The organism is Achromobacter maghribensis (assembly GCF_057334215.1).
The window spans coordinates 125,217-150,584 of record NZ_JBHFII010000014.1 but is presented as its reverse complement, the minus strand read 5'-3'; the positions used below and the strand labels follow the sequence as shown (position 1 = coordinate 150,584).

The window sequence follows — 25,368 nt, the reverse complement described above, 5'->3', positions numbered from 1 at the left end:
CGGCTGGTCGTGGAACCGCACATCCGCGGCGCGATTTCCAGGCCGTTAATGCCATAATGCGCACGTGCTGAAAATACCCTACGAACTCTGGATAGGCGCCCGCTATGCCGGGTTGGCCCGAATCCGCCAGCGACGCGGGCGCCGCGATCGCTTCATCTCTTTCATCGCCGCCAGCTCCATGGCGGGCATCGCGCTGGGCGTCGCCGCTCTGATCGTGGTGCTGTCCGTGATGAACGGGTTTCAAAAAGAAGTGCGCGACCGCATGTTGTCGGTGTTGCCGCACATTGAACTGTACATCCCGGGGGGCTTGCCCGAACGGGTGCTGGAGCAGTGGCGGCAGTTCGCTGACGCGGCCAAGCAGAACCCCGAAGTCAAGGCCGGCGCGCCCTTTGTGGCGGCGCAGGGCATGCTGGTGCGGGGGCAGGCGCTGCGGGGCGTGCAGGTGCGCGGCATTGATCCGGCCACTGAAGGCAACGTGTCCGACCTGCCGCGCCAGATGGTTTCGGGCAAGCTGGCCGACTTGAAGGCGGGCGGCTTTGGCGTGGTGCTGGGCAACGAACTGGCCGACGGCCTGGGCGTGAAGCTGGGCGATACGCTGCTGATGATGGCGCCGCAAGGCTCGATCAGTCCGGCGGGTTTCGCGCCGCGCATGCGCCAGTTCACGGTGGTGGGCGTGTTCTCGTCCGGGCACTATGAATACGATTCCTCGCTGGCGTTCGTCGACAACGAAGACGCCGCGCGCGTGTTCCGGGAAAGCGGCACGGCCGGCGTGCGTCTGCGCATCGCCGACATGCAGAAAGCGCCCGAAGTAGCCAGCGAACTGAAGAAAGTACTGCCGCCGTATGTGATGGCCAGCGACTGGTCGCGCAACAACCGCACCTGGTTTGCGGCCGTGCAGACCGAAAAGCGCATGATGTTCCTGATCCTGGCGCTGATCGTGGCCGTGGCGGCGTTCAACCTGCTGTCGTCGCTGGTGATGGCCGTGAAAGACAAGCAGTCCGATATCGCCATCTTGCGCACGCTGGGCGCGGGCCCGGGCGAAGTGGCCCGCATCTTCCTGGTGCAGGGCGCGCTGATCGGCGTCATTGGCACCTTGCTGGGCGTGGCGGGCGGCATTGTCATTGCGTACAACGTGGACGTGATCGTGCCCTTCATCGAACGTCTGCTGGGCGTGCATTTCCTGCCGCGCGAAGTCTATTTCATCAGCGCCTTGCCGTCCGACCCGCAAGTGGGCGATATCGTCACGATTGGCCTGACCTCCCTGGTGCTGTCGCTGCTGGCGACGCTGTATCCCAGCTGGCGCGCATCGCGCCTGCAACCTGCACAGGTGCTGCGCCATGATTGACGCCCCGAATCGTTCCTCTTCGACGCCTGCCTTGCAGGCCGAGAATATCGTCAAGGTCTACGACGAGGGCCCGGCCCGCATCGAAGTGCTCAGCAACGTCAGCCTGTCCGTGGCGCGCGGCGAAATGGTCGCCATCGTGGGCGCGTCGGGCTCGGGCAAAAGCACGTTGCTGCATATCCTGGGCCTGTTGGACGTGCCGACCAGCGGATCGGTGTCCGTTGATGGAAACCTGGCCGTCGGTTTGTCCGAAGCCAAGAAAAGCGCGGTGCGCAACAGCAGCCTGGGCTTTGTGTACCAGTTCCATCATCTGCTGGCCGAGTTTTCGGCGCTGGACAATGTGGCGATGCCGCTGATCGTGCGCCGTGAAAACCGCGACAAGGCCCGCGAGGCCGCGCGCGAGGTTCTGGCGCTGGTGGGCCTGGCTGCCCGTGAAGACCACTTCCCGGGGCAGTTGTCCGGCGGCGAACGCCAGCGGGTGGCGCTGGCGCGCGCGCTGGTGACGCGGCCGGTGTGCGTGCTGGCCGACGAACCCACGGGCAACCTCGACCGCAACACGGCGCACAAGATGTTCGAGCTGCTGACCCGCGTGAACCAGGAGTCAGGCACGGCGTTCGCTATCGTGACGCATGACCCGGAACTGGCCGCTCGGGCCGACCGCCAATTGCTGATGGAAAACGGCCGGCTGGTATCGGGATAGAGCGATACGGGGGGATAATTCCGACAAGGAGGCCACGCCCATGCTGATCGACACCCACTGCCATCTGGATGCCGCCGAATTCGACACCGACCGCCAGCAGGTGGCCGACCACGCCTGCGAGGCCGGCGTCCAATCCATCGTAATTCCGGCCATCGAGCGTGCCAATTTTCCGATCGTACGGGACCTGGCCGGCCAGATCGCCGGCGGTGCGTATGCGCTGGGCATCCATCCCCTGTTTGTGCAGCGCGCCGACGATTCCGACCTGGACGTGCTGCGCGACACCATCAAGCAGTCGCTGGGCGACCCACGATTTGTCGCCATCGGCGAGATCGGCCTGGACTTTTTCGTGCCCGAGATCTCGTCGGGCGAACCCCGTGAACGCCAGGAACGCTTCTATGCCGCGCAGTTGGACATGGCCGAGGAGTTCCGCTTGCCGGTGTTGTTGCATGTGCGCCGGTCGCAAGACATTCTGCTGAAGTATCTGCGCCGCCATGGCCGTATCGGCGGCATCGCGCACGCCTTTAACGGTAGCGCGCAGCAGGCCCAGGCCTTCATCGACCACGGTTTTGCGTTGGGGCTGGGCGGGGCCATGACCTACGAGCGCGCCTTGCAGATCCGCCGGCACGCCGTGGACGTGGACCTGGCGCACCTGGTGCTGGAGACGGATGCGCCGGATATCCCGCCCGCCTGGCTGCATCCGCCTCACCGCCGTAATCGGCCCGGGGAACTGGCCCGCATCGCCGGGGTGCTGGCCGAATTGCGCGGCATCTCGCCCGCGCAGGTGGCGCAGGCCACCACCGCCAACGCCATGCGCGTGCTGCCGCGACTGCCGGCCGCCATTCTGGCCGACGCCGACTGACTTCCGTCCCCCGATGTAGGCAACGCGATGACGGCAGTTGTCGTGTGGATGCCTCATTTTTCCAAGAATTTTCTGAAAACTTGCGTTTGGTTGAATAAAACCTGACAAAAAGTTGAATGCAATATTGGGAATGCCTATCATTGCCGTTCATTGAAAATCTCAATCAGCGCAATGCGCGCCGCTCTGCCGGGGCGGTTTCATTTGATTCCCATGTCGACTCAGAAAAGCATCAATGGCTCCGGGGGAGCCCGTACTGCCCATTTCCCCACGTTCCGCGTGTTGCCGCTTGTGTTGGCGATTGCGGCAGCGGGCAGCGCCCATGCGCAGTCCGCCAGCGGCGCGAAGGAGGACACCATGGGGGTCGCTCAGATGGATACCGTCGTGGTGACCGCATCGGGGTTCGAGCAAGAGATCAAGAACGCGCCGGCGTCCATTTCGGTGATTACTCGCGAGCAACTTGAGACCAAGCCGTTCCACAATCTGGCCGACGCAGTCGCCGATGTGGAAGGCGTGACGGTGGAGCGGGGCGGCAAGGCGGGCGGCATGAACATCAGCATCCGCGGGCTGCCCAGCGACTACACGCTGGTGCTGGTGGATGGCAAGCGCCTCAATCAGAACAGCTCGGGCGCGCGGCCCAACGGCTTTGGCGACGTGGATACCAATTTCATTCCGCCGATGGCGGCCATTGAACGCATCGAGGTCGTTCGCGGCCCCATGTCCACCTTGTACGGATCCGATGCGATGGGCGGGGTGATCAACATCATCACACGCAAGGTCAGCCAGGATTGGACAGGCCAGATCACGCTGGACGGCACGGCGCAAGGCGACAATGCCTTTGGCAACAACTATGGCGCGGCGTTCTACCTGAGCGGTCCGATCAAGACCGACAAGCTGGGTCTGACCTTGCGCGGCGGCCAGTACCGCCGCTTGAGCGCCAACGGCGACTACCCGGCCAACCAGGCCGAGTTCGATAGCGGCAATTACACGGGCGACCTTGCCAGTTTTTCGGGGCTGGGCGACAGCAAGCAGCAGAACGTGGGGTTGCGCCTGTCGCTGACGCCCAACCGCAATCACGACATCCTGTTCGATGTGGACAGCAACTGGCAAACGTATGACAACGCCAACGGCGAACTGGGCACGTTGAATTCCAGCATCGCGCCCAACCGTCAGGGCGGCGGCTACGATCCCGAAATGAAGTTCAACCGCCAGCGCTATGCGCTGACGCATCTGGGGCGCTACAGCGGTTCCATCAGCTCCGACACCAGCCTGGTCTACGACACGACCGAGACCATCGGCCGCACCAATCCCATGAATTCGCCGCGTCGGCCGTCCGATGGCGAAAAGCGCGATCTGGAATACGACAACTGGGTCTTCGACACGAAGTGGACGATGCCGATGTTCAACGACCGCCATAACCTCACGGTGGGCGGGCAATGGCGCGAGCAGCAGTTCAAGGACACGCTGGTGTCCGCGCCGCTGGACCAGAGCCAGTCTCAATGGGCGCTGTTCGCGGAAGACGAGTGGCGCATCGTCGACGATCTGGCGTTGACGGCGGGCGCGCGCTACGACCGCAACGAGCAGTTCGGCGGCAAGTGGAGCCCGCGCGGGTATCTGGTGTGGAACGCCACGCCGATGTGGACCGTCAAGGGCGGCGTGAGCAAGGGCTACAAGACGCCGGACATCAATTTGATGACGGACGGGATCATTGGCCTGGGCGCGCAGGGCACGATGCCGCTGCTGGGCAATTCGCAGCTGAAGCCGGAAAGCAGCACCTCGTCTGAACTGGGCCTGCTGTTTGACGACGGCGAAGGCCTGTCGGGCAACCTGACCGCCTTCCATACCAAGTTCAAGGACAAGATCGACAGCCAGAACATTCCCAATTGCCTGGCCGTGGGCGGCCCCGCGCCGGGTTGCCTGGATCTGGGGGTATGGGAGCGCAACGGCGTTCCGGTGGCGAACTTCTCGCAGCGCGTGAATATCGATACCGCGACGATCCAGGGCTTTGAACTGGGCGGCCGTATTCCGTTGTACGGCGGCGTGTCGTTCAACGGCAACTACACCTTGACCGCCAGTGAAGTGACCTCGGGCGCGAAGGAAGGGCAACCGCTGGGTTCGCAACCCCGGCATGCCTTGAACCTGGGCCTGAACTGGCGCATCAACGACCAGTTCAACGCGTGGGTGCGTGGCGAATATCGCGCCAAGCAGTTCAACGACATGAACTGGGAAAAGGAGCAGGTGTTCTACAACCCGTACTGGCTGGCCAGCATGGGCGGGTCTTACGTGGTCAACAAGAACGTGACCCTGTCGGCGTCGGTGTTCAACCTGTTCGACAAGAATTTCGTCGACTACGGCCCGACCAAGACCGGTACCAGCGCGCCGGCGGCCAATGCCAATTGGAGCAATTCGTACCGCCAGGTGCTGGAAGGCCGTCGCCTGTGGGTGTCGGCGAACATCACCTTCTGATCGCGCGGACGCCCGGCTGTTGCCGGGCAGTGTCGCCAGGGCCCCGCCGCGTGCGGGGCCTGTTGCATTCAGGACGCTAGACCAGAAGCGGTAGTTCCATGCGCACGCTAAGGCCTTGCGGCGAGACATTGCGGGCCGAAATCCGGCCTTTGTGCGCCGCGATCGCCGCTTGCGCGATGGACAAGCCCAGGCCGGCGCCCGAGCCCGGCGCCTTCGAGCCGGAGGCGGTTCGGAAGAAGGGTTCAAACAAGGAATCCAGATCGGCGGGCGGCACGCCGGGGCCGCGGTCCTCGATTTCCAGGCAGGCGTCGCGCGCGCCGACCAGCAGACGTACCCGGATCGCGCTGTGCGCGGGCGCGAAGCGCACGGCGTTGCGCAGTACGTTTTCGATGGCGCTGGCCAGGCTGTCGCGATCACCGATCACCGGCACGGGGGCCGGGCTGTCCCAAAGAATGCGCACCTGCTGTTCGCCGGCTTCGTACCGGGCGTCGTCCACGACGGCGGACACGACACCGGCCAGGTCCAGCGTGTCGCTGGGCTCGGGTTGGGCGCCCAGGCGGGCCAGGCGCAACGTATTGCCGACCAGCGTGTCCAGGCGCTCGCATTCGCGTTCGATGCGGTCCAACTGCATGTCCTGGCGCTCATCCTTGCGCCGCGCCAGTTCGGCGGCCAGGCGCAGCCGGGCAAGGGGCGAGCGCAATTCGTGCGCGATGTTATGCAGCAGTTGCTCGCGGGTGTCCACCAATCCCTTCAGCCGGTCAGCCATGGCGTTGAAGTCGCGCGCCAACAGGCCAAGCTCGTCCTTGCGTCCGGCCAGCTTCGGCGGCGTCTGGGCGTCCAGGCGCCCGGCGGCCAGCGCGTGCGTGGCCTGGCGTAGTTGCGTCAGCGGCGCGGTGACGTGGCGGGTGAGCGCCCAGCACAACGGCGCGGTGACCGCCAACGCGAAAAGCAGTAGCGCCAGCGCCACGGGCGACAGGCCCAGCACTTCCCAATGCGACGAATCAAAAGGCAGGAACAGCATCAGCAGTTGGGAACCGTCGGGCAGATCGAGCCGCTGCGGCTGCCACCAGGAAACGCGCTCGCCAGCGGGATCGGGCTGCAGGTAGTCCGCTTGCGTCGACCGATCGGTGGCCGCCCGGTAGGCGGCAAGCCAGTCGTGCGTGCGGGCGGGCAGGGTCCGGCCCAGGATCTCCGTGTCGCGGGCGTCCAGCACGTAGATCTTCAGCGCCGAGTAGCGTCGATCCATGGCTTCGACCCAGCGTTCCAGGCCCTTCATGCCGTGATTGCGGGCGACTTGCCGGGCGTCGTGGGTGAGGCTGGCCGGATTCAGGCCGTCCAGCGAATTGATGCGATACCAGGCGACCGTCGCGGTGAACAGCATGCCGCACACCAGGATGATGGCCATGGCGCCCCAGAAGGTCAGGAACGCGCGCCAGAAGAGCGACCGGGTAGGCAGCAGCCAGGGCATCAGGCCGCGCCCGCCAGCACATAGCCCAGCCCGCGCAGGTTGCGAATCGACAGCGTATCGCCGGACGTGCCCAGGCGCAGCTTCTTGCGCAGTGTGCTGATGTGGGTGTCGATGCTGCGGTCGTAACGTTCCGGCCGGCGTCCCAACGCATACATGCCGATCTGTTCGCGGGCGACCACTTGCCCGGGGGCGCGCATCAACAGTTCCAGGATGCGCTGTTCGGCCCCCGTCAGCAGAACGTCTTCACCGTCCACCCGGACCCGGCCGCTGGCGGGGTCCAGCGTCAATGCGCCCAGCGTCAGGCTTGGCGTAGTGGCTTCCGGCACTTCTTCAAAGCGCCGCAGCACTGCGGTGATGCGGGCCTTGAGTTCGCGGGGGCTGAAAGGTTTGGCCAGGTAGTCGTCGGCGCCGAATTCCAGCCCCAGCACGCGGTCGGTCTCGCCGCCGTGGGCGGTGAACATGATGACGGGGCGGCGCGAGCGCCGGCGGTAATGCTTGAGCAGGTCCAGCCCGCTGCCGTCCGGCAGCATCAGGTCAAGCAGCACCAGGTCGTAATCGTGTTGCGCCAGCAGGGCAAGGCCTTGGGCGCCCGTATGGGCCAGCGTCAGCAGGCTGTGATTCGGTTCGAGGTATTCGCGCAGCATCTGTGCAAGCTCGACGTCGTCGTCGATCAGCAGGATGCGGTGCGCGACCGTTGAGTGAGTAAAAGGCATCCGTGTTGAGTGTCCAGCACCCGGTAGTCTGGCGCATCGCCATGCCGCCGAGTGTCAAGAAGTGCGAAGAAGATAAAAGTTGTGGAAAGGCGTTTGCCCGGCTCCAACAGCCTCAATTCTAATATGAGAATAGTTTTCATTAAGAAATAAGAGGCGGGCTTAGTGTCGCACACAGGGTGCGCCGCGGGTCCGGTACGGGAGAAAGCGGAATCATGAGCAGCAACGATCTGGCCTTGGGCGGCCGCATTCGGGTATCGCGCACGCGGTTGGCGGCGGCGCTCTGCGCGGCGGGGCTGGGCGTGGGCCCGGCGGCGGTTTGGGCGCAGGCGAGCGACTCCCCGAAGACGATGGAAACCGTCGTGGTGACCGCCAGCGGGTTCGAACAGCAGATCAAGGACGCCCCGGCGTCGATCAGTGTCATTACCCGCGAAGACCTGGACAAGAAGTTCTACCGCGACGTGAACGACGCGCTGCTGGGGGTGCCGGGCGTCATCATCACCGGCGGGGGCGACCGCCAGGACATCAGCCTGCGCGGCATGGGCCCGCAATACACGCTGATCCTGATCGACGGCAAGCGCCAGAGTTCGCGGGAAACGCGCACCAACTCGGATTCCGCCGGCGTGGAAGGCGGCTGGACGCCGCCGCTGGCCGCCATCGAACGGATCGAAGTCGTGCGCGGCCCGATGTCGTCCCTGTATGGTTCGGACGCAATGGGTGGGGTGATCAACATCATCACCCGCAAGGTGCCCAACGAATGGGGCGGCGAAATCCGCCTGGACACCACCATCCAGGAAAGCAATAAGTCGGGCGACATCTACCAGGGCAACTTCTACCTGTCCGGGCCCATCAAGACCGACCTGCTGGGCTTGCAGATTTACGGCCAGTCGTCGCAGCGGGATGAAGACGATATCGTCAACGGCTTTCGCAAGCGCAATTCGGACAGCGTGACCGCCAAACTGGCGCTGACGCCCAACCGTAACCACGACATCGTGCTGGAAGGCACGACCATGCGCCAGAAGTACGAGAACACGCTGGGCAAGACGGTCGCGCCGCAACCGCCGGGCGTCGCATGCGGGCGCAACGGCTGCCCCGCGTCGTCGGAAACGGACTACCGCAGCAACAAATGGGCGCTGTCGCACACGGGGCGCTGGGGCTGGGCAGTGTCGGACAGCTATGTGCAGCAGGAAGAGTTCGACAACCGTTCGCGGCAGATGAAGATCAAGAACCTGAACCTGCAGTCCAGCTGGACGCTGCCGCTGGGCTCGCACATGCTGACCCTGGGCGGCACCTACCTCAGCCAGCGCCTGAATGACCAGACCGGCAACCAGTTGGCGGGCGGTCCCAACAAGATCGACCGCTATCAATGGGCGTTGTTCGCCGAAGACGAGTGGCGCCTGACCGACAGTTTTGCCGTCACGGCCGGCCTGCGCATGGACGAGGACGAGAATTTCGGCACGCACTTCAGCCCGCGCCTGTACGGCGTGTGGCAAATGGCCGAGCGGTGGACGCTGAAGGGCGGGGTATCGACCGGCTTTCGCGCGCCCGACCTGCGCCAGACGGTGGCGGGCTGGGGGCAGGTCAGCCGCGGCGGCAACATGTACGGCAACCCGGATCTGACGCCCGAAAAGTCGGTGACCGAGGAAATCGGCATTCTGTATGACGACGGCGAAGGCTTCAACGCCGGCCTGACCGTGTTCAACAACGACTTCAAGGACAAGATCACGCGCGTGGGTTGCCCGGCCTCGCAATGCCCCGAAGGCCCGAACCAGTTTGGCGCCAGCCCCACCACCTACATGAACGTGGACAAGGCGGTGTCGCGCGGCGTGGAAGCCAACCTGAAGTTGCCGCTGGGCCGTGACTGGTCGCTGACCAGCAGCTACACGTTTACCAAGTCGGAGCAGAAGTCGGGCCAATACCAGGGCCAGCCCCTGAACCAGTTGCCCAAGCATCTGTTCACCACCACCGTGAACTGGCAGGCGTCGGACGCGCTGCAAGCCTGGGCCCGCCTGAACTACCGCGGCAAGGAAAGCCAGCCGATCACCAGCGCGTCGTCCTCCTCGTTCATTGCGCCGTCCTACACCTTTGTGGATCTGGGCGGTTCGTATGCCGTGAACAAGACCGTGTCGGTGTATGCCGGCATCTACAACCTGTTCGACAAGCAGGTTACCTACGACGATTACGAGTTCGTGGAAGACGGCCGCCGCTATTGGCTGGGCGTGGGCGTGAAATTCTGATCTTGAGACACAAGGGGGGCGCTTGCGTCCCCCGCAACACGAAGAGGTAGCGATGACGATGCAAGCAAACATGGGCCGTGCCCGCCACTGGTTGATCCAGGCGGGTGTCGCCTTGGCGATGGGGGCGGCGACGGCAGTGTGCGCGGCCGGCGCCACCATCCCCGTCAAGCATGCGCGGGGCGAGACCGCCGTGCCGGCCAACCCGACGAAGACCGTCGTGATGGACATGGCCGTGCTGGACACGATGCATGCGCTGGGCATCGACGTGATGGGCGTGCCGTCGGTGGCCAAGCTGCCGCCCCAACTGGCCCAGTACGCCGACACGCGCTATTTGAAGGTGGGCTCGCTGTTCGAACCGAACTACGAGGTCATCCATGCCGCCCAGCCGCAGGTGATCTTCGTGGCCGGCCGGTCGGCGCCCAAGTATGACGAATTGACCAAGCTCGCGCCCACCGTCGACCTGACCGCCGATCCCAAGGACCTGGTCGGCAGCGTGACGCGCAGTACCGAGACGCTGGCGGCCATCTATGGCAAACAGCCTCAGGCCAAGCTGAAGCTGGACGCGTTGCGGGCGTCGATCGCGGCGTTGCACGGCCAGGCGGCGAACGCCGGCACGGCGCTGATCGTGCTGACCACGGGTGGCAAGATGAGCGCCTATGGCCCGGGCTCGCGCTTTGGCGTGATCCATGACGCGTTTGGCGTGAAACCCGCCGCAACCGGCCTGAACGTATCGAACCACGGCCAGGCGATTTCGTTCGAATTCATTGCGCAGACGGATCCCGATTGGCTGTTCGTCATCGACCGCGACGCCGCGATCGGCCGCGAAGGCGTGTCGGCCCAGCGCATGCTGGACAACGACCTGGTGCGTCCGACCAAAGCGTGGAAGAACAAGCGCGTGGTGTATCTGAACGGCTTCAACTGGTATTTGCTGGGTAGCGCCGGCCTGACGTCCATGCAGCAAAACGTGGACGAAATTTCCGCGGCGCTGGCAGAAGGAAAGTAAGCGGCATGTGTGTTGCACGGATGGGCCGCCGGTGAACTGGCGGCACGCGATCAGCGGTTGGGGCGGCCTGACCGTGGTGCTGGCGCTGTTGGCGGTGCTGTGCGCGGCAAGCGTCAGCCTGGGCGCCGGGCAGTTTTCGGTGGCCGCGCTGTGGGGCGGGGGCGAGGACGCCGAACGCGCTTGGCGCTTCCTGATGGTCAGCCGCGTGCCGCGCACCGTGGCGTTGCTGCTGGCCGGCATGTCGCTGGCGGTGGCGGGCCTGATCATGCAGATGCTGGTGCGCAACCGCTTCGTCGAACCCACGACGGCCGGCACGGTCGAGTCCGCCACGTTAGGCATCCTGGTGATCACCTTGCTTGCGCCGGACGCGCCCGTGATCGGCAAGATGCTGACCGCCACGGTCTTTGCGCTGGCGGGCACGTTGCTGTTCCTGGCGCTGCTGCGCCGCGTGCCGTTGCGCACGCCCTTCATCGTCCCGCTGATCGGCTTGATCCTGGGGGGCGTGATCCATGCGGTGACCACCTTCGCGGCGTTCCGGTTCGATCTGCTGCAATCGCTGCACGCCTGGACCACGGGCGACTTCTCGGGCGTGTTGCGCGGCCGCTATGAGTTGTTGTGGATCGGCTTTGCGCTCGCGTGCGCGGCCTACGCCGCGGCCGACCGCTATACCGTGGCGGGCATGGGCCGGGAATTCGCCGCTAACCTGGGGCTGAACCACGCCCGGCTGACCCTGGTCGGCCTGCTGATCGTGTCCGCGATTTCCGCGGTGGTGGTGGTGACGGCGGGCGGCATCCCGTTCCTGGGCCTGATCGTGCCCAACGCGGTGAGCCTGCTGCTGGGCGACAACATGCGCCGGTCCATCCCATGGGTGGCCGCGCTGGGCGGCGTCTTCGTGCTGGCGTGCGACATCATCGGCCGGCTGGTGATCCACCCCTACGAAATCCCGATCGGCACCGTCGTGGGTGTGCTGGGCAGCATCCTGTTCCTGTGGCTGTTGCGCACGCGGAGGAACCGCCTTGGCTGATACCTTGCTTGCCGCTGCCGGGCGGCCGGCCCGACGCGCGCCGCAGCCCCTGCGTCTGATGTGGCTGGGCGCGGCCGCCCTGGCGTGCATCGTCGCGTTCATGACCTTGGGCGCCAACGGCCAGTGGTCGTTCGTGATTCCGTTTCGCGGCGGCAAACTGGCGGCGATGCTGTTGGTGGCATATGCCGTGGCGGTGTCGTCGGTGCTGTTTCAGACCATCACGCACAACCGCATCCTGACGCCCGCGATCATGGGCTTCGATGCGCTGTATCTGTTGATCCAGGCCGTCGTCGTGTTCGGCTTCGGGCAAGCGGCTACCGCCGCGAACCATCCGGTGGCGGCCTTCCTGCTGGAAGTCGGTGCCATGACCGCGTTTGCCTGCCTGTTGTTTCGCTGGCTGTTTTCGGATGCGGTTCGCAGTCTGCATCTGATGATGCTGGTGGGCATCGTTTTCGGGCTGCTGTTTCGCAGTCTGTCCAATTTCGTGGTGAGGCTGATCGACCCCAACGAATTCCTGGTGCTGCAGGACCGCATGTTCGCCAGCTTCAATTCGGTGCGCGTGGCGTTGCTGCCGATCGCGCTGGGCGCCGTGTGCGTGGCGACCCTGCTGGTCTGGCGCATGCGCCATCGCTACGACGTGCTGGCGCTGGGCCGCGAGATCGCGTTGAACCTGGGGGTGGATTACCGCCGCAGCCTGATGCTGACCCTGGCCGCGATTGCCGTGCTGGTGTCCGTGTCGACGGCGCTGGTCGGGCCCGTGACCTTCTTCGGCCTGCTGGTCAGCAACCTGGCGTATCAGGCGATGGGGTCCGACAAACACCGGTACACGATTCCCGCGGCGACCTTCCTGAGCGTCATTTTCCTGGTGGGCGGCCAGACGCTGCTGGAACGCGTGCTGGGGCTGAACACCACGGTCAGCGTCGTGATTGAATTCGTGGGCGGCGTGATGTTCCTCTTCCTGATCCTGCGCAAGGGGCGCCGATGATAGAAATTCGACAACTCAGCAAGCAATATGGCGACAGCGTGGTCGTCGACGACATCAACCTGGACCTGCCGGCCAACGGCGTCACCGCCATCATCGGACCGAACGGCGCCGGCAAATCGACGTTGCTGTCGATGATCAGCCGCTTGCTGCCGATGTCGGCCGGGCACGTCCGGGTGGACGGGCTGGACGTGACGACCTCCGACAGCCGCGAACTGGCGCGCCGGCTGTCCATTCTGCGCCAGGATAATCACTTGCCGCTGCGGCTGACGGTGCGCGACCTGGTCGCGTTCGGCCGCTACCCGCATACCGGCGGGCGCCTGACGCTTGAGGACAAGACGCACATCGATCGCGCCATCGCCTATCTGGACCTGGAACCGCTGGCGGACCGTTACCTGGACGAAATGTCCGGTGGCCAGCGCCAGCGCGCGTTCGTGGCGATGGTGCTGTGCCAGGACACGCGCTACGTGCTGCTCGACGAACCGCTGAACAGCCTGGATATGAAGCATGCGGTGGCCATGATGGGCACCTTGCGCCGCGCGGCCGACGAACTGGGCAAGACGGTGGTGCTGGTGCTGCACGACATCAACTTTGCGTCCAGCTATGCGGATCGCATCGTGGCGATGCGGCAGGGGCGTATCGCGCATCTGGGCACGCCGGTGGAATTGATCCGTTCCGACGTGCTGAGCCCGTTGTACGAATTGCCGATCGACGTCCACGACATCGGCGGCAAGCGGATCTGCGTGTATTACCGGTAGGGGCGGGCGGTTTTCAACGCGATACCGCCGGCCCCGCCGGCGCAATCAGCGTGCGGGATCCGCGCTGGCGACCAGGCCGGCCTGGCGTGCGGCGCGGTGGCGGCGTTCCAGCATGACGGCCCACAGCCACAAGGGCATGCTGCCGATGGCCAGCAGGCTGCCCACCCAGCCGGTGGAGGTCCAGCCAAATCCAGCGGCAATCGCCAGGCCGCCCAGGAAGGGGCCCAGCGCGTTGGCGGTGTTGAAGGCCGAATGGTTCAGCGCCGCGGCCAGGCCCTGGGCATCGCCCGCGACATCCATCAGGCGCGTCTGCAACACGGTGCCCAGCGCGCCGCCCACGCCGACCAGGAACACGTTCAGCGTGATCAGCCAGACGTTGTGGGCCATCAGCGGGAACAGCGCCAGCACCACGGCGGACCACAGCAGCAACAGGCCGGCGGTGCGCATGACTGCGCGGTCGGCAAAGACCGGCACCACCATGTTGCCCACCGTCAGGCCGACGCCGAACGCGCTGAGCACGAACGGCACCGTCGTGGGCGCCACTTGCGTGACGGCGGTCAACGTGTCGGCCAGATAGGTGTAGATCGAGAACAGGCCGCCGAAGCCCACGGCCCCGATCGCCAGCGTGATCCAGACCTGGCCGCGGCCCAGCGCGCTCAGTTCGCGCAGCGGGCTGGCCTTGTGGTCCGCCGGCGTGTCGGGCGCATAGACCGCCACGCTGATCATGGTCAGCACCGCCAGCAGGGACACCAGGCCGAAACTCCAGCGCCAGCCGATGACCTGGCCCAGCCAGTTGGCCATCGGGACGCCCACGATGGTCGCCACCGTCAGGCCCAGGAACACGCGGCCCACGGCCACGGTGCGGCGGTTGGCGGGGACCAGCGAACTGGCTACCAGCGACGCGATGCCGAAGTACGCGCCGTGCGGCAGCCCGCTCAGAAAGCGGAAAAACAGCATCCAGTGGTAGTCGGGCGCGATCGCGCTGAGGCCGTTGCCGATGGCGAAGAGGCCCATCAGCGCGATCAGCAACCGACGGCGAGGCATCTTGGCGCCGAGCACGGCAAGGATCGGCGCACCGACCACCACGCCCAGCGCATAGGCGCTGATGACGTGGCCCGCGGTGGGCGCGTCGATGCCCAGCGACTGGGAGAAATAGGGCAGCAGGCTCATCGTGGCGAACTCGGTGGTTCCGATGGCGAAGCTGCCGACAGCAAGGGCAAGCAGCACCAGCGCGGGCCGGTGCTGCGGGGAAGCAGGGTGGGACATGTGACTAAAAGAGGGGATTCGCTGAAATGTTGCGACGCAACAGCAGTATTGTAAGCACCCCAAGCTGTCATTTAAATGTCTACGCACCTGAAAATCGGCCTGGGGCGCCCCGGCATCCGGGCGCCCCATGGGCCAGCAGGCGCGGTTACTGGCTGAGATCCACGGCGTAGCGCGACAGCTGCGTCGTGGCGTCCGGCGTGGCGTCATGCACCGACACGTTGGTGACGCCATGCGCCACGGCCATGGGCAAGGTGCCGGGGACGGACCAGAACAGGACGGGGCCAGCCAGCGCGCCCAGTTGCTTGAAGCGCCAGCTGCGGTCCAGGCCGTAAGTCGCCAGGTCCAGCGTGGGGTTCTTCTTGATGTAGTTGATCAGCACATCCCGGCTGGCGTCCGGGGCTTGCAGCACGATGTCGCCCTTGCCGCCCGCCAAACCCGGGAAGTCGCCGCCACCGCTGGCGCGGTAGTTGTTGGTGACGACCAGGAACTGCGCGGCAGGATCCAGCGGCGCGCCCTGATAGGTCAGCCCCGAAATGCGTGAACCCTTGGGTTGGCTGACGTCGATCTGGTAGCTCAGCGCATTGCCCGCGGCATACAGCACGTCGAAGTTGAACGTAGGGAAGCTGGTGTCGACAAGGTCTTGCGGGGCGACCTGGGTGGGGTCGATCTGCTTGAACTGTTCGGCCGTCTTTTCCAGCCACAGGCGGACGGTGTCGCCCGTGACCCGCACGACCTGCAGCGTGTTGGGGTACAGGTAGAGATCCGCGGCGTTGTTGATTGCCACATTGCCTTGCTTCACGAACGTGAAATCGCCCGGGCCGTTGCGCCCGCCCTTGAACGGCGCGGCGGCCGACAGGATGGGCAGGTTGCCGTACGACGGGTTGTTCTTGGCGATGTAGTCCGTCAGGTAGTCGATCTGCGCCATGTTCACGATCTGCAGGGCCGACACGTCGCCCGTCAGCGCGTAGTAGGTGGCCATGTCGAACTGGCTTTGCCCGATCGGCGTTTTCACGTACGCGATCGTGGCGGCGTGTTCGGCTTGCACCAGTTGCTGCACGGCGGAGTCCGAGGCGACATAGGTCGCCGGCGTGGCGCCGCTTTGCGCGGTCAGACGCGTGGAGATGCGTTGGACCGTGGTGGCGTCCTTTTGCACCTTCCAGCCCTTGTCATACGCGAGCTTCAGCGTGATCTGGCCCAGGTTGTTGCCCCATTGGCCGGCCTGCACCGCCGGCACGCCGTTGATCAGGCCTTTCTCCAGGTCGATGCCGGCCTGCCCCCGGAACGGTGACGTGGCGCTGGTGTCGGGAAACAACAGGTGCTGGTGGCCGGTGATCAGGGCGTCGATCCCCGGGACCTGGCTCAGATAACCGGCGCCATTCTCCATTGACGGGCTGTAGGCGGTCTTCATGTCGATGCCGCCGTGCGCCAGCGCCACGATCAGATCGGCGCCCGCGGCCTTCATCTCGGGCACGAAGCGCTGCGCGGATTCCTTCCAGCCGGTGACTTCGACGTGCCCTTCCAGGTTGGCCTTGTCCCATTGCAGGATGGGCGGAGGCGCGAAACCGATGACGCCGACTTTCAGCGGCACATCGATTGTCTTGCCGTTGGCGTCCGTGGCCTTGAAGGTCTTTTCCAGCAGCACCCAGGGCTTGAAAATGGGCTGCTTGCTGGCCGCCGACACCACGTTGGCCGAGACGAAGGGAAAGCCGGGCGCCGCGCAGTCCTTGGCGCCCGCCGGGTTGGTCTGTGCCGTGCCCTTGCCGATGCCGGCCAGGCCGAAGTCCACGTTCGTGATCTGCGACAGGAAGGGCAGGCCATAGTTGAATTCGTGGTTGCCCATCGTGCCCGCGTCATAGGCCAGCAGTTTCATCTGCTTGTAGATCGCGATCATGTCCGAGCACTGCACGGGCGATACCAGCGCCTGGTAGTCGGACAGGGCGGTGCCCTGGATGGTGTCGCCGTTGTCGAACAACAGTGTGTTGGCGTGCTGCTTGCGGGCGTTGGCGATCAGCGTGGCGGTCCGGTCCACGCCATAGCTCTTGTCTTCCGTCAGCTTGTAGTAGTCGTAGCCCAGCACGTTGGCGTGCAGGTCGGTGGTGGCAAGAATCGCCAGGTCCAGCGCGGCGCCTTGGGGCACGCTGACTTCGGGCGGGGGCGTGCTGGCACCCGCATCATCGTCGTCGTCATCGCCGCCGCAAGCCGCCAGGCCGGCCGCAAGCGCCAGGCTGGCGGACAGCGCATAGAGTTTTCGTGTGTGTGGCTTCACCGTCTTTCCTCCGGGTTTGAAGGAAATCGATTTTGGGGACAGTGTGTGACCCGCTGGTGACATGGCTGCCTGGACGTGGCGTCCGGGTTCGCGCACGGGTGGCACAGGGCGCCTGACAAAAAACTGAATTGGATGCGTGTCTCATTTATCGTGGCCGCCGTGCAACGTGATGATAAAAAAATTGCGAGTGATTCTCATTGTCAAGAAAATGGCGCTTCGTTCCATTTCAAACGACTTCAGAAAACCTGTCACGGCCATGCACGCCCCTCGATCCCTCTCCGCAGCACTCCTTGCGCTGGCGCCGCTTGCCAGCCCGGCCCCCGCCCACGGCCAATCCAATACGCCGACCTTGCCCGCCGTCAGCGTGGTCGGCAGCGAAGATGCGCAAACAAGCTACAACCCGCCCGATTCCACCAGCGCCACCAAGATCGACGCGCCGCTGCGCGATATTCCGCAGACGGTGAACGTGGTGCCGGCCGAAGTCATGCGCGACCAGCACGCGACGTCGATGCAGGATGCGTTGAAGAACGTGCCGGGCGTCAGTTTCTCAACCGGCGACGGCCAGCGCGACCAGGTGTCGATCCGTGGCTTCACGGCCATCGCCGACCAGTTCGTCGACGGCTTCCGTGACGATGCCCTGTATTTCCGCGACCTGTCCAACGTCGAACGCATCGACGTCATCAAGGGGCCGGCCGCGGTGTTGTATGGCCGCGGATCGTCCGGCGGTTTGATCAACCGCATCACCAAGAAGCCGGGCGAAGACATTTCGCAATTGGGCTTGAGCTATGGCGGCTGGAACGACCGCCGGCTGGATCTGGACCTGGGCCGCGTCAATGAAAGCGGCAGCATGGCCTGGCGCCTGACGGGCGCGGTCGAGAAGGGCGATAGCTATCGCGACAAGCAATTCCTGGACCGCAAGGCCATCGCGCCGTCGGCCCAACTGCGCCTGGGCGAAGACACGACGCTTCTGATCCAGACCGAGTTCCTGGAAGACCGCCGCATCACGGACTTCGGCATTCCGGCTTATCGGGGCCGGCCCGTGGAGGTGGACCCGTCTACGTACTACGGCGCCGAGAACGCCCGCGACGTGGATTATTCGCAGGCACGCGTCCAGTCCTACGCGGCCACGCTGAACCACCGCTTCAATGAAAATTGGTCGCTGCGCAATGCCACGCGCTACTACCACTACACGCTGAACCGCAACAACACGCTGCCCGGCGTCGTGAACGAAGCCGCCCAGACGGTGACGCTGAATCGTTCCAACGTGCTGCGCGACGAACACGGCTGGACCAACCAGACCGAACTGATGCAGCGCGCCCAATGGGGTTCCGTGCGCCACGACATCCTGTATGGCGTGGAAGTGGGCCAGCAGAACAAAGACCTGATGAACTATTCGGCCAATGCCGTGGCCACGGTCAATCTGTTTGACCCGGTGCTGCCGACCTTGCCGTTGCAGGTGCCGGGCAATCCGGGCACGAGCAACCTGGGCCGTTTCAACACGCTGGGCCTGTACGTGCAGGACATGGTGTCGCTGGGGGATCACTGGAAGGTGCTGGCCGGCGTGCGGCACGACCGTTTTGAACAGAAGACCGAAGACCGTCGCAACGGCACGGACCTGGCCCGCACGGATTCCAACTGGAGCCCGCGCCTGGGGCTGGTGTTCCAGCCCGATACCGTGCAGTCGTACTACGTATCGTGGAGCCAGTCGTACCAGCCGTCCGGCGAAGCGTTTTCGCTGGCCGCCAACAATGCCGATCTGGCGCCCGAGAAGACGACCAACTACGAGGTCGGCGCCAAGTACGATTTCCTGGACGGCAAGCTGTCGACGACCGTGTCCGTCTTCCGCCTGGAACGCACCGACATCAAGGTGAACAATCCCGTCACCAATACGCTGGTGCCGGTGGGCACGCAGCGGACCGATGGCGTGGAATGGACGCTGTCGGGCGACCTGTCCAATGGCTGGCGCGCCATGCTTGGCTACGCCTACCTGGATGCGCGCGTCACCAAGTCGGTCGCGCGCGACGCGGGGCAGGACGTGGAGGGCAAGCGCGCCACATTGACGCCGCGCCATGCCGCCAACATCTGGGTAACCAAAGACCTGGGCGACGGGTTCGGCGCGGGCGCCGGCTTCAATCTGGTGGGCGCGCGCTTCGCAAACCCGGGCAACACGGTCACCTTGCCGGGCTATGTGACGGCGGATGCGGCCGCGTGGTGGCGCAAAGGGCCGTACGCGGTGCAATTGAACGTGTACAACCTGTTCGACGCCGGCTACATCGTGTCGGGCCACGGCAGCAGCCCGAACCTGAACATGCCGGGCGCGCCGCGCAATGCGATGCTGAGCTTGCAGTATCGGATGTAGGCGTCAGCGCAACGGCGATTCCTGCGTCAGGCTGTTGATTTCCAGGGCGGCCAGCGCGTCCAGGAATCGCCAGGCGAAGGAGCCCGGTCCGTCCGCCAGGGCGCCGGCGCGTTGGCCCGCGATGCCGAAGCACGAGAGCGCGGCGACGGCCGCGGTGTACGGATCGTTCTTGGACACTGCCGCGAAGGCGCCGACCAGCGCCGTCAGCGCGCAGCCCGTGGCGGTCACGCGCGGCATCAGCGCGGAGCCGCCCGTCACCCGCACGGCGCGCTGGCCATCGGTGACGTAGTCCGTTTCGCCGGTCACGGCCACGACCGTCCGATGGGCGGCGGCGATGGCTCGCGCGGATTGCTCCGCCTGCGCGACGGCGTCGCGCGCGTCCACGCCCTTGCCGGCGCTTTGGCCGCCGGCCAGCGCGATGATCTCGGAAGCATTGCCGCGGATGATGGCGGGCTGCAAGGCCAGCAGGCGTTGCACGGCATCGCGGCGGAAGGCGGTGGCGTGGTGGGCGACCGGGTCCAGCACCCACGGGATGCCGGCCTGGCGGGCCGCGTCGGCAGTCAGCAGCATGCTTTCCAGCCAGGGCGCCGACAGGGTGCCGATATTGATCACGACCGCGCCCGAGAGGCGCGCGAACGCCGGCGCTTCTTCGGCGGCATGCACCATGGCGGGCGACGCGCCCATTGCCAGCAGCACGTTGGCGGCGATGTTCATGGACACGAAATTGGTCAGGCACTGCACGAGCGGCGCGTCGCGGCGGACGGCCGCGTACAGGTCTTGCGACGCCCGGGCCAGGGCGGCGATGTCGGTGGGGATGTCAGCCATGCGGATACGGGTTCAGAGGGGATCCGCGTATGGTCTGGGGGGCGGGCGGCCTTGTCAAGCCGGCTCGGGGCAGCCCGCTCTGGTGCTGCCCTAAGCCGCCCGCGCCTGATCGCGGGCCAGCGCGTGGCGGTTGGTTGGCCGTTGCAGGCCCAGGTGTTCGCGCAATGTCGTGCCCTCGTAGTCGGTGCGGAACAGGCCGCGGCGGCGCAGTTCCGGCAAGACCTGCTCGATGAAATCGTCCAGGCCGCCGGGAAGCCACGGAGACATGATGTTGAAGCCGTCGGCGCCGCCTTCCTCGAACCACTGCTGCAACTGGTCGGCGATGCTCTGCGGCGTACCGACGACCTGCTGGTGGCCGCGCGCGCCGGCGATCCGCAGGTAGAGGTCGCGGCTGGTCAGGTTTTCGCGCTGCGCCAGGTCGACCAGCAATTGCTGGCGGCTCTTGCCGCCGTTCGTCTCCGGCAACGGCGGCAAAGGCCCGTCCACGGGGTAGGGGGACAGGTCGATGCCGCCGATCATGTTCGACAGTAGCGAGACGCCCACGACCGGATGGATCAGGTCTTGCAAGGTCTGGAACTTCTCGTCGGCCTCTTCTTGCGTGCGCCCCACGATGGGGAAGATGCCCGGCATGATCTTGATGCCGTCCGGGTCCCGGCCGTGCCGCGCCGCGCGCTGTTTGATGTCGCCATAGAATTCCTGCGCCTCACCGAACGTCTGGTGCGCCACGAAGATCACTTCGGCCGTGCGGGCCGCCAGGTCGCGGCCGGCTTCGGAAGCGCCCGCCTGCACCACGACCGGCCAGCCTTGCGGAGAGCGCCCCACGTTCAAAGGGCCGCGCACCGAGAAGTGCTTGCCTTTGTGGTTCAGCGGGTGGTGCTTGCCGGCGTCGAAGAATTCACCGGTCTGCTTGTCGCGGATGAAGGCGTCGTCTTCCCACGTGTCCCACAGGCCGGTCACGACGTCGTGGAATTCTTCGGCGCGCTGGTAGCGCAGCGGGTGCGCCACGTGCGTGTCCAGATTGAAATTCTGCGCTTCGCCTTCGCCGCTGGAGGTCACCAGGTTCCAGCCCGCGCGGCCGCCGCTGATCAGGTCTAGCGACGCGAACTTGCGGGCGACGTGATAAGGCTCGTTGTAGGTGGTGGAGACGGTGGCGATCAGGCCGATGCGTTCGGTCACGGCCGCCAGCGCGGACAACAGCGTGAGCGGTTCGAAGTGTTCTGCCCGGGCCGTGCGCGACAGCGACGGACTGTGCGCGTTGCGCACGCCGACCGAGTCCGCGAAGAAGACCGCGTCGAATTTCGCGGCCTCGGCCTTGCGTGCCAGGTCCACGTAGTGCCGGAAGTTCTGGCCGGCGTCGGCCAAGGCTTCCGGGTGGCGCCAACCGGCGATGTGGTGGCCGGTCTGCATCAGAAAGGCGCCCAGCTTGATCTGGCGGGAAGGAGTGCTCATGGTGTGTCCTGGTCGATGCGGGGAAGGGGGGTTACCAAGCCATGCGCAGGCGATCCAGGGCGGGCAGCGTGCCCACCGTGGCCGTCAGGGCGCCAGCGGGCGGCAGGGATTCGTTGTCGACGATGCGGCCGTCGGGATCGAGAAAATCCCCAAGCACGTCGTCGCGCAGCCGGATGAAACGCAGGTCGCTGCGGTTGCGCGGGTGCGGCAGGTCGATATCCACGATGCGGCGGATGCGTCCCGGACGCGGCTGCATCACCACCACGCGGTCTCCCAGGAACACGGCCTCTTCCACATCATGGGTGACGAGGATCATGGTGATCTGCTCTTTTTCCCAGATGCGCTGCAGTTCATTCTGCAGGCGCGACCGCGTCAAGGCGTCCAGCGCGCCCAGCGGTTCGTCCAGCAGCAGCACGCGCGGCCGGTTCACCAGGCCGCGAGCAATCGCCACGCGCTGCGCCATGCCGCCGGAGATCTGGTGCGGGAACGATTTCTCGAACCCTTGCAGCCCGACCAGCGCGATGTGGTCGGCCACCAGTTCCTTTTTCTCGGCGCGGCTCAACGGCGCGTTGCGCAGGCCCGCCGCGATGTTGCGTTCGACATCGAGCCAGGGGAAAAGCCGGTGGTCCTGGAAGACGATGCCGCGGTCCAGGCCCGCGCCTTGCACAGGAACCCCATCCAGCAGGATCTGGCCGGTGTAGTCGTCATCCAGCCCCAGGATCAGGCGCAGCAGGGTGGACTTGCCGCAGCCGCTGGCGCCCACGATGCTGACGAAGCGGCCGGCGGGCACATCCAGATCGATGTCCTGCAAGACCTGCAACGCTTGCGCGCTGTCGTCGCTGCCGGCGTAGCGCTTGCTTACGCCGCGGATGCTTAACTGCTTGCCGAAAGTGTCAGCCATTCCTTTCCTTCCCTTGTCATGCGGCGCCGAAGCGGTGCCGCGCCAGCCGGCGCTCCAGCGCGCGGGCCAATGCGTTCATGGACCACCCCACCACGCCGATCACGAACATGCCGAAGATCACGAGGTCCATCTGGAAATGCTCGCTGCCTTCGATCAGCGTGTTGCCGATGCCATGGCCCGCCACCAGCAGGTATTCCGCGCCGATCGTCGCCAGCCAGGAATAGATCAGCGCCAGATAGACGCCAGTGAAGATCGACGGGGCCGCGGCCGGCAGCACGACATGCCACAGCGTCTGCCAGCGGGAATAGCCGAATACGCGGGCCACTTCCAGCAGCGAGGCCGGCGTATTGCGGATGCCGTCACAGGTGTTGACGACTACAGGCACCAGCGCCGCCAATGACAGGAACGTGACTTTGGCGACGTCGCCCAGGCCGAACCACACGGAGATCAACGGGATCCAGGCAAACAGCGATATCTGCTTGAAGGTGTTGAAGCTGGGGCCCACGATCCGGTTGAACAGCGGCAACAACCCCAGCAGCGCGCCAAGCGCGAGGCCCAGCGTGGTGCCGATCGCGAAACCCGTCATCTCGCGCGCCAAACTTGCGCTTAGCGCCCGCCACAACTGGCCGGATGCGATCTGGCTGGCGGCGGTGTCGAGGACTTTGCCGGGCGACACCAGCAACGGCGTCGACACCCAGCCCAGGCTTGCAAGCGCCCACCACGCCGTGATGGCGACGGCGGGCAGCACCAGGCCGCGCCAGCGCGCGCCGAGCCAGCCCCGCCAGGCGGCCGGCCGGCGCGTTGCCGGGGCAGCGGCGATCCGCGCGGCCGTCATGCGCGGGCTCCGGTGTTTGAGACGCCCAGGCGGGTGGCGGCCTGGCTGGCGCCAACGCGGGTTTCGACCAGATCCAGCAGCTTGTCGATGGCGTAGCCGATGGCGCCCACCACGATCACCGCGGCCATGACCAGATCCAGCTGGAACAACTGGCGTCCGTAGACGATCAGGTAGCCCAGCCCCTCGCTGGACGCGACCAGCTCGACGACGACCAGAGACAGCCAGGCCTTGGTGAACCCCAACCGCAGTCCCGTGAACAGCGTCGGCAACGCATACGGCAAGACGACTTCCAGCACTTGCTGGCGGCGCGTGTAGCCATAGACGCGGGCGACTTCCAGCAGGCTTGCCGGGGTCTGCCGGAATCCTTGCAGGGTATTGAGCGTGACGGGCACCAGCGCCGCCTTGGCGATCAGGATGTACTTCAGGGGTTCGCCGATGCCCACCAGCAGCAGGACGAACGGCAGCCACGCCAGCACCGGAATCTGCACCAGCGCGTTGAACGTGGGCAACAGATAGGCTTCGAGCGGGCGCCACAGCCCCATGGCGGCGCCCAGCGCCAGCCCCAGGACGCTGCCCGCCGCGAAGCCGACAAGCACTCGCTGCAGGCTGGCGTGCACGTTCAGCCAGAGGTCGCCGCTGGTGTACAGGTCTTGCAATGTGAGCCAGACAAAGTGGGGCGACGGCAGCACTTGCTCGGATATCCAGCCCTGGGAGGCGCCCAGTTGCCATAGCGCAAGCAAGGAAAGGGGCAGCAACCCGGGCAGCAACCAGGGCAACAGGCTGCCGCCGGTCTGTCGCAGCCAGGCTTGCGGGCCGTGCCGGGCGCGCCGCAGCGCGGGGGCGGGCGAGGGCGAGACGTGGGCGTCCAGGGTGTTTTCTGCCATGGCGCTTTCCTTATCGCGCCGGCGCGGCCGCGGCCTGGCGTTCGCCCGTCGCCGCCTTTCCTTGGGCATTGAAGGCGGTCCAGCGGCCGGCCAGGTTGGCCTTCTGCAGCGCGGCGTCCAGGTAGCGCGGCTCGAACCAGCCGTCCACGCTGACCGGGCGGCGGATCAGCTTCAACTTCAGCGCATCGTCGGCCACGGCCTGGTAGCGCGCCGTCAGGAATTCATCCAGCAGCGGCGAATTGCGCACGGCCAGCGTGTCGCCGTCGAACTCCGCCTGCCATGACGCGTAAGGCGTGCCACTGCGCGCCCAGATATTGAACAGGGCGTCGCGGTTTTGTTCGTCCGAAGACCACTGCGCGGCGCGCACGAACACGTCAACCACCCGCTGCACGGCGTCGGGGTTTTCCTTTTCGAAGTCTTCGCGCACCAGCAAGGCCGCCTGGCGCGTGAAAGAGGGGTCCTGGCCCTTGGTGGAGTAGATGATGCGCGCCAGGCCCTGGTCGCGCAGCTTGAAGTATTCGTAACCGCCGAACGCCGCGTCCACCCCGTTGGACACCAGCGCGGCTTGCGCGCTGCCGCCGTCCAGGTTCACGCCTTTGATGTCGCGTTCGGTCAGGTGCTTCGAGGCCAGCACATTGATGGCCACCAGGTGTCCGTTCGTGCCGCGGAAGATCGAGACTTTGCGGCCTTTCAGATCTTCCAGGGCGTTGAGCGGGGAGTCCTTGGGGGTCGAGACGTACAGGTTGTTGCGCACGCCGCTGCCAAGCAGGATGCGGGTTTTCAGGCCGTTGGAGCGGCCCACCACGGCGGGCAGGTCGCCCTGGTAGGCGAAGTCGATCTGCTTGTTCGAGAGTGCTTCGTTCACGGCGGGGCCGGCGCCCTTGAAGAACAGCCATTGCACCTGGGTGCCGGTGCCCTTGAAGGCCTCTTCCAGCCACTGGTTGGCGCGCGCGACACCGCCGGGGGATCCGCCCCAGGTTATCGGGTCGCCGCCGCCGGCGGTCGCCACACCGATTCGGACCACCTCGGGCGCGGCC

At 65.7% G+C, this 25,368-nt stretch carries 20 protein-coding genes; 10 read left to right on the top strand and 10 right to left on the bottom strand.

Annotated features, from left to right (window positions below; all coding sequences use genetic code 11):
• Nucleotides 1–112 precede the first annotated feature (112 nt).
• The 4 genes from ACE039_RS05725 to ACE039_RS05710 all read left to right on the top strand — a co-directional run bounded on the left by ACE039_RS05725 (nucleotide 113) and on the right by ACE039_RS05710 (nucleotide 5,364).
• Nucleotides 113–1,345: a lipoprotein-releasing ABC transporter permease subunit gene (locus ACE039_RS05725; protein WP_233214089.1), complete on the top strand. Its 1,233-nt coding sequence runs from the start codon at nucleotides 113–115 to the stop codon at nucleotides 1,343–1,345.
• Nucleotides 1,338–2,042 (top strand): ABC transporter ATP-binding protein, encoded by a 705-nt coding sequence (locus ACE039_RS05720; protein WP_105557700.1) that lies wholly within the window; start codon nucleotides 1,338–1,340, stop codon nucleotides 2,040–2,042. The genes ACE039_RS05725 and ACE039_RS05720 overlap by 8 nt, the downstream gene beginning before the upstream one ends.
• A gap of 40 nt (nucleotides 2,043–2,082) precedes the next feature.
• Nucleotides 2,083–2,901 carry a TatD family hydrolase gene (locus ACE039_RS05715; RefSeq protein WP_310029377.1) on the top strand — a complete coding sequence of 273 codons (819 nt, stop codon included), beginning with the start codon at nucleotides 2,083–2,085 and terminating at the stop codon, nucleotides 2,899–2,901.
• Nucleotides 2,902–3,111: 210 nt separating this feature from the next.
• Nucleotides 3,112–5,364, top strand: coding sequence for a TonB-dependent receptor domain-containing protein (locus ACE039_RS05710; protein WP_485821899.1), 2,253 nt, complete (start codon nucleotides 3,112–3,114; stop codon nucleotides 5,362–5,364).
• A gap of 76 nt (nucleotides 5,365–5,440) precedes the next feature.
• Here the strand turns inward: ACE039_RS05710 and ACE039_RS05705 are convergent, their stop codons facing one another.
• Both ACE039_RS05705 and ACE039_RS05700 read right to left on the bottom strand, forming a co-directional pair.
• Nucleotides 5,441–6,832 carry a sensor histidine kinase gene (locus ACE039_RS05705; RefSeq protein WP_485821898.1) on the bottom strand — a complete coding sequence of 464 codons (1,392 nt, stop codon included), beginning with the start codon at nucleotides 6,830–6,832 and terminating at the stop codon, nucleotides 5,441–5,443.
• Nucleotides 6,832–7,545, bottom strand: a complete 714-nt coding sequence (locus tag ACE039_RS05700) for a response regulator transcription factor (RefSeq protein WP_485821897.1) — start codon at nucleotides 7,543–7,545, stop codon at nucleotides 6,832–6,834. Before ACE039_RS05700 ends, ACE039_RS05705 begins: the two co-directional genes overlap by 1 nt.
• 212 nt (nucleotides 7,546–7,757) lie before the next feature.
• On the opposite strand from ACE039_RS05700, the gene ACE039_RS05695 reads away from it, so the two are divergent.
• From ACE039_RS05695 to ACE039_RS05675, 5 genes are read left to right on the top strand one after another with little or no spacing between them, the layout of a single operon-like run.
• A complete protein-coding gene (locus tag ACE039_RS05695; protein WP_485821896.1) occupies nucleotides 7,758–9,779 on the top strand; it encodes a ligand-gated channel protein in 2,022 nt (673 codons plus the stop codon).
• A gap of 52 nt (nucleotides 9,780–9,831) precedes the next feature.
• Nucleotides 9,832–10,782 (top strand): siderophore ABC transporter substrate-binding protein, encoded by a 951-nt coding sequence (locus ACE039_RS05690; protein ID WP_448711994.1) that lies wholly within the window; start codon nucleotides 9,832–9,834, stop codon nucleotides 10,780–10,782.
• A 31-nt stretch (nucleotides 10,783–10,813) separates the two neighbouring features.
• Nucleotides 10,814–11,806, top strand: coding sequence for an ABC transporter permease (locus tag ACE039_RS05685; protein WP_448711996.1), 993 nt, complete (start codon nucleotides 10,814–10,816; stop codon nucleotides 11,804–11,806).
• A 58-nt stretch (nucleotides 11,807–11,864) separates the two neighbouring features.
• On the top strand, nucleotides 11,865–12,791 hold the full coding sequence (locus ACE039_RS05680; RefSeq protein WP_332009417.1) for an iron chelate uptake ABC transporter family permease subunit: 927 nt from the start codon (nucleotides 11,865–11,867) through the stop codon (nucleotides 12,789–12,791).
• Entirely contained in the window at nucleotides 12,788–13,546 is a 759-nt protein-coding gene (locus ACE039_RS05675; RefSeq protein WP_485821895.1) for an iron ABC transporter ATP-binding protein, read from the top strand. Before ACE039_RS05680 ends, ACE039_RS05675 begins: the two co-directional genes overlap by 4 nt.
• A 45-nt stretch (nucleotides 13,547–13,591) precedes the next feature.
• On the opposite strand, the gene ACE039_RS05670 is transcribed toward ACE039_RS05675, so the two are convergent.
• Together ACE039_RS05670 and ACE039_RS05665 are read right to left on the bottom strand one after the other, a co-directional pair.
• Nucleotides 13,592–14,812, bottom strand: coding sequence for an MFS transporter (locus ACE039_RS05670; RefSeq protein ID WP_105557708.1), 1,221 nt, complete (start codon nucleotides 14,810–14,812; stop codon nucleotides 13,592–13,594).
• 145 nt (nucleotides 14,813–14,957) lie between these two features.
• Entirely contained in the window at nucleotides 14,958–17,078 is a 2,121-nt protein-coding gene (locus ACE039_RS05665; protein ID WP_485821894.1) for a 5'-nucleotidase C-terminal domain-containing protein, read from the bottom strand.
• Between the two features lie 256 nt (nucleotides 17,079–17,334).
• Between ACE039_RS05665 and ACE039_RS05660 the strand changes: the two genes are divergently transcribed.
• On the top strand, nucleotides 17,335–19,437 hold the full coding sequence (locus ACE039_RS05660; protein ID WP_485821893.1) for a TonB-dependent receptor: 2,103 nt from the start codon (nucleotides 17,335–17,337) through the stop codon (nucleotides 19,435–19,437).
• Nucleotides 19,438–19,440: 3 nt separating this feature from the next.
• Here ACE039_RS05660 and thiM read toward each other — a convergent pair whose 3' ends face one another.
• From thiM to ACE039_RS05630, 6 genes are all read right to left on the bottom strand, one after another.
• On the bottom strand, nucleotides 19,441–20,262 hold the full coding sequence (gene thiM, locus ACE039_RS05655) for a hydroxyethylthiazole kinase (RefSeq protein WP_485821892.1): 822 nt from the start codon (nucleotides 20,260–20,262) through the stop codon (nucleotides 19,441–19,443).
• Nucleotides 20,263–20,352: 90 nt separating this feature from the next.
• On the bottom strand, nucleotides 20,353–21,711 hold the full coding sequence (locus ACE039_RS05650; protein ID WP_485821891.1) for an LLM class flavin-dependent oxidoreductase: 1,359 nt from the start codon (nucleotides 21,709–21,711) through the stop codon (nucleotides 20,353–20,355).
• A 31-nt stretch (nucleotides 21,712–21,742) separates the two neighbouring features.
• Entirely contained in the window at nucleotides 21,743–22,612 is an 870-nt protein-coding gene (locus ACE039_RS05645; protein WP_485821890.1) for an ABC transporter ATP-binding protein, read from the bottom strand.
• Between the two features lie 16 nt (nucleotides 22,613–22,628).
• Complete coding sequence (locus ACE039_RS05640) at nucleotides 22,629–23,447, bottom strand: ABC transporter permease (RefSeq protein ID WP_485821889.1); 819 nt, start codon at nucleotides 23,445–23,447, stop codon at nucleotides 22,629–22,631.
• Nucleotides 23,444–24,331, bottom strand: a complete 888-nt coding sequence (locus tag ACE039_RS05635; RefSeq protein ID WP_485821888.1) for an ABC transporter permease — start codon at nucleotides 24,329–24,331, stop codon at nucleotides 23,444–23,446. Before ACE039_RS05635 ends, ACE039_RS05640 begins: the two co-directional genes overlap by 4 nt.
• 10 nt (nucleotides 24,332–24,341) lie before the next feature.
• Nucleotides 24,342–25,368: ABC transporter substrate-binding protein (locus ACE039_RS05630; protein ID WP_485821887.1), on the bottom strand; the 1,027-nt coding region annotated here is incomplete at its 5' end.

What these genes read in the sequence shown, in the direction of transcription:
- ACE039_RS05645 (WP_485821890.1), bottom strand. Translation starts at nt 22,612, where the DNA reads ATGGCTGACACTTTCGGCAAGCAGTTAAGCATCCGCGGCGTAAGCAAG.
- ACE039_RS05635 (WP_485821888.1), bottom strand. Translation starts at nt 24,331, where the DNA reads ATGGCAGAAAACACCCTGGACGCCCACGTCTCGCCCTCGCCCGCCCCC.
- ACE039_RS05705 (WP_485821898.1), bottom strand. Translation starts at nt 6,832, where the DNA reads ATGCCCTGGCTGCTGCCTACCCGGTCGCTCTTCTGGCGCGCGTTCCTG.
- ACE039_RS05640 (WP_485821889.1), bottom strand. Translation starts at nt 23,447, where the DNA reads ATGACGGCCGCGCGGATCGCCGCTGCCCCGGCAACGCGCCGGCCGGCC.
- ACE039_RS05720 (WP_105557700.1), top strand. Translation starts at nt 1,338, where the DNA reads ATGATTGACGCCCCGAATCGTTCCTCTTCGACGCCTGCCTTGCAGGCC.
- ACE039_RS05710 (WP_485821899.1), top strand. Translation starts at nt 3,112, where the DNA reads ATGTCGACTCAGAAAAGCATCAATGGCTCCGGGGGAGCCCGTACTGCC.
- ACE039_RS05715 (WP_310029377.1), top strand. Translation starts at nt 2,083, where the DNA reads ATGCTGATCGACACCCACTGCCATCTGGATGCCGCCGAATTCGACACC.
- ACE039_RS05660 (WP_485821893.1), top strand. Translation starts at nt 17,335, where the DNA reads ATGCACGCCCCTCGATCCCTCTCCGCAGCACTCCTTGCGCTGGCGCCG.
- ACE039_RS05695 (WP_485821896.1), top strand. Translation starts at nt 7,758, where the DNA reads ATGAGCAGCAACGATCTGGCCTTGGGCGGCCGCATTCGGGTATCGCGC.
- thiM (WP_485821892.1), bottom strand. Translation starts at nt 20,262, where the DNA reads ATGGCTGACATCCCCACCGACATCGCCGCCCTGGCCCGGGCGTCGCAA.
- ACE039_RS05690 (WP_448711994.1), top strand. Translation starts at nt 9,832, where the DNA reads ATGACGATGCAAGCAAACATGGGCCGTGCCCGCCACTGGTTGATCCAG.
- ACE039_RS05670 (WP_105557708.1), bottom strand. Translation starts at nt 14,812, where the DNA reads ATGTCCCACCCTGCTTCCCCGCAGCACCGGCCCGCGCTGGTGCTGCTT.
- ACE039_RS05700 (WP_485821897.1), bottom strand. Translation starts at nt 7,545, where the DNA reads ATGCCTTTTACTCACTCAACGGTCGCGCACCGCATCCTGCTGATCGAC.
- ACE039_RS05675 (WP_485821895.1), top strand. Translation starts at nt 12,788, where the DNA reads ATGATAGAAATTCGACAACTCAGCAAGCAATATGGCGACAGCGTGGTC.
- ACE039_RS05650 (WP_485821891.1), bottom strand. Translation starts at nt 21,711, where the DNA reads ATGAGCACTCCTTCCCGCCAGATCAAGCTGGGCGCCTTTCTGATGCAG.
- ACE039_RS05680 (WP_332009417.1), top strand. Translation starts at nt 11,865, where the DNA reads ATGTGGCTGGGCGCGGCCGCCCTGGCGTGCATCGTCGCGTTCATGACC.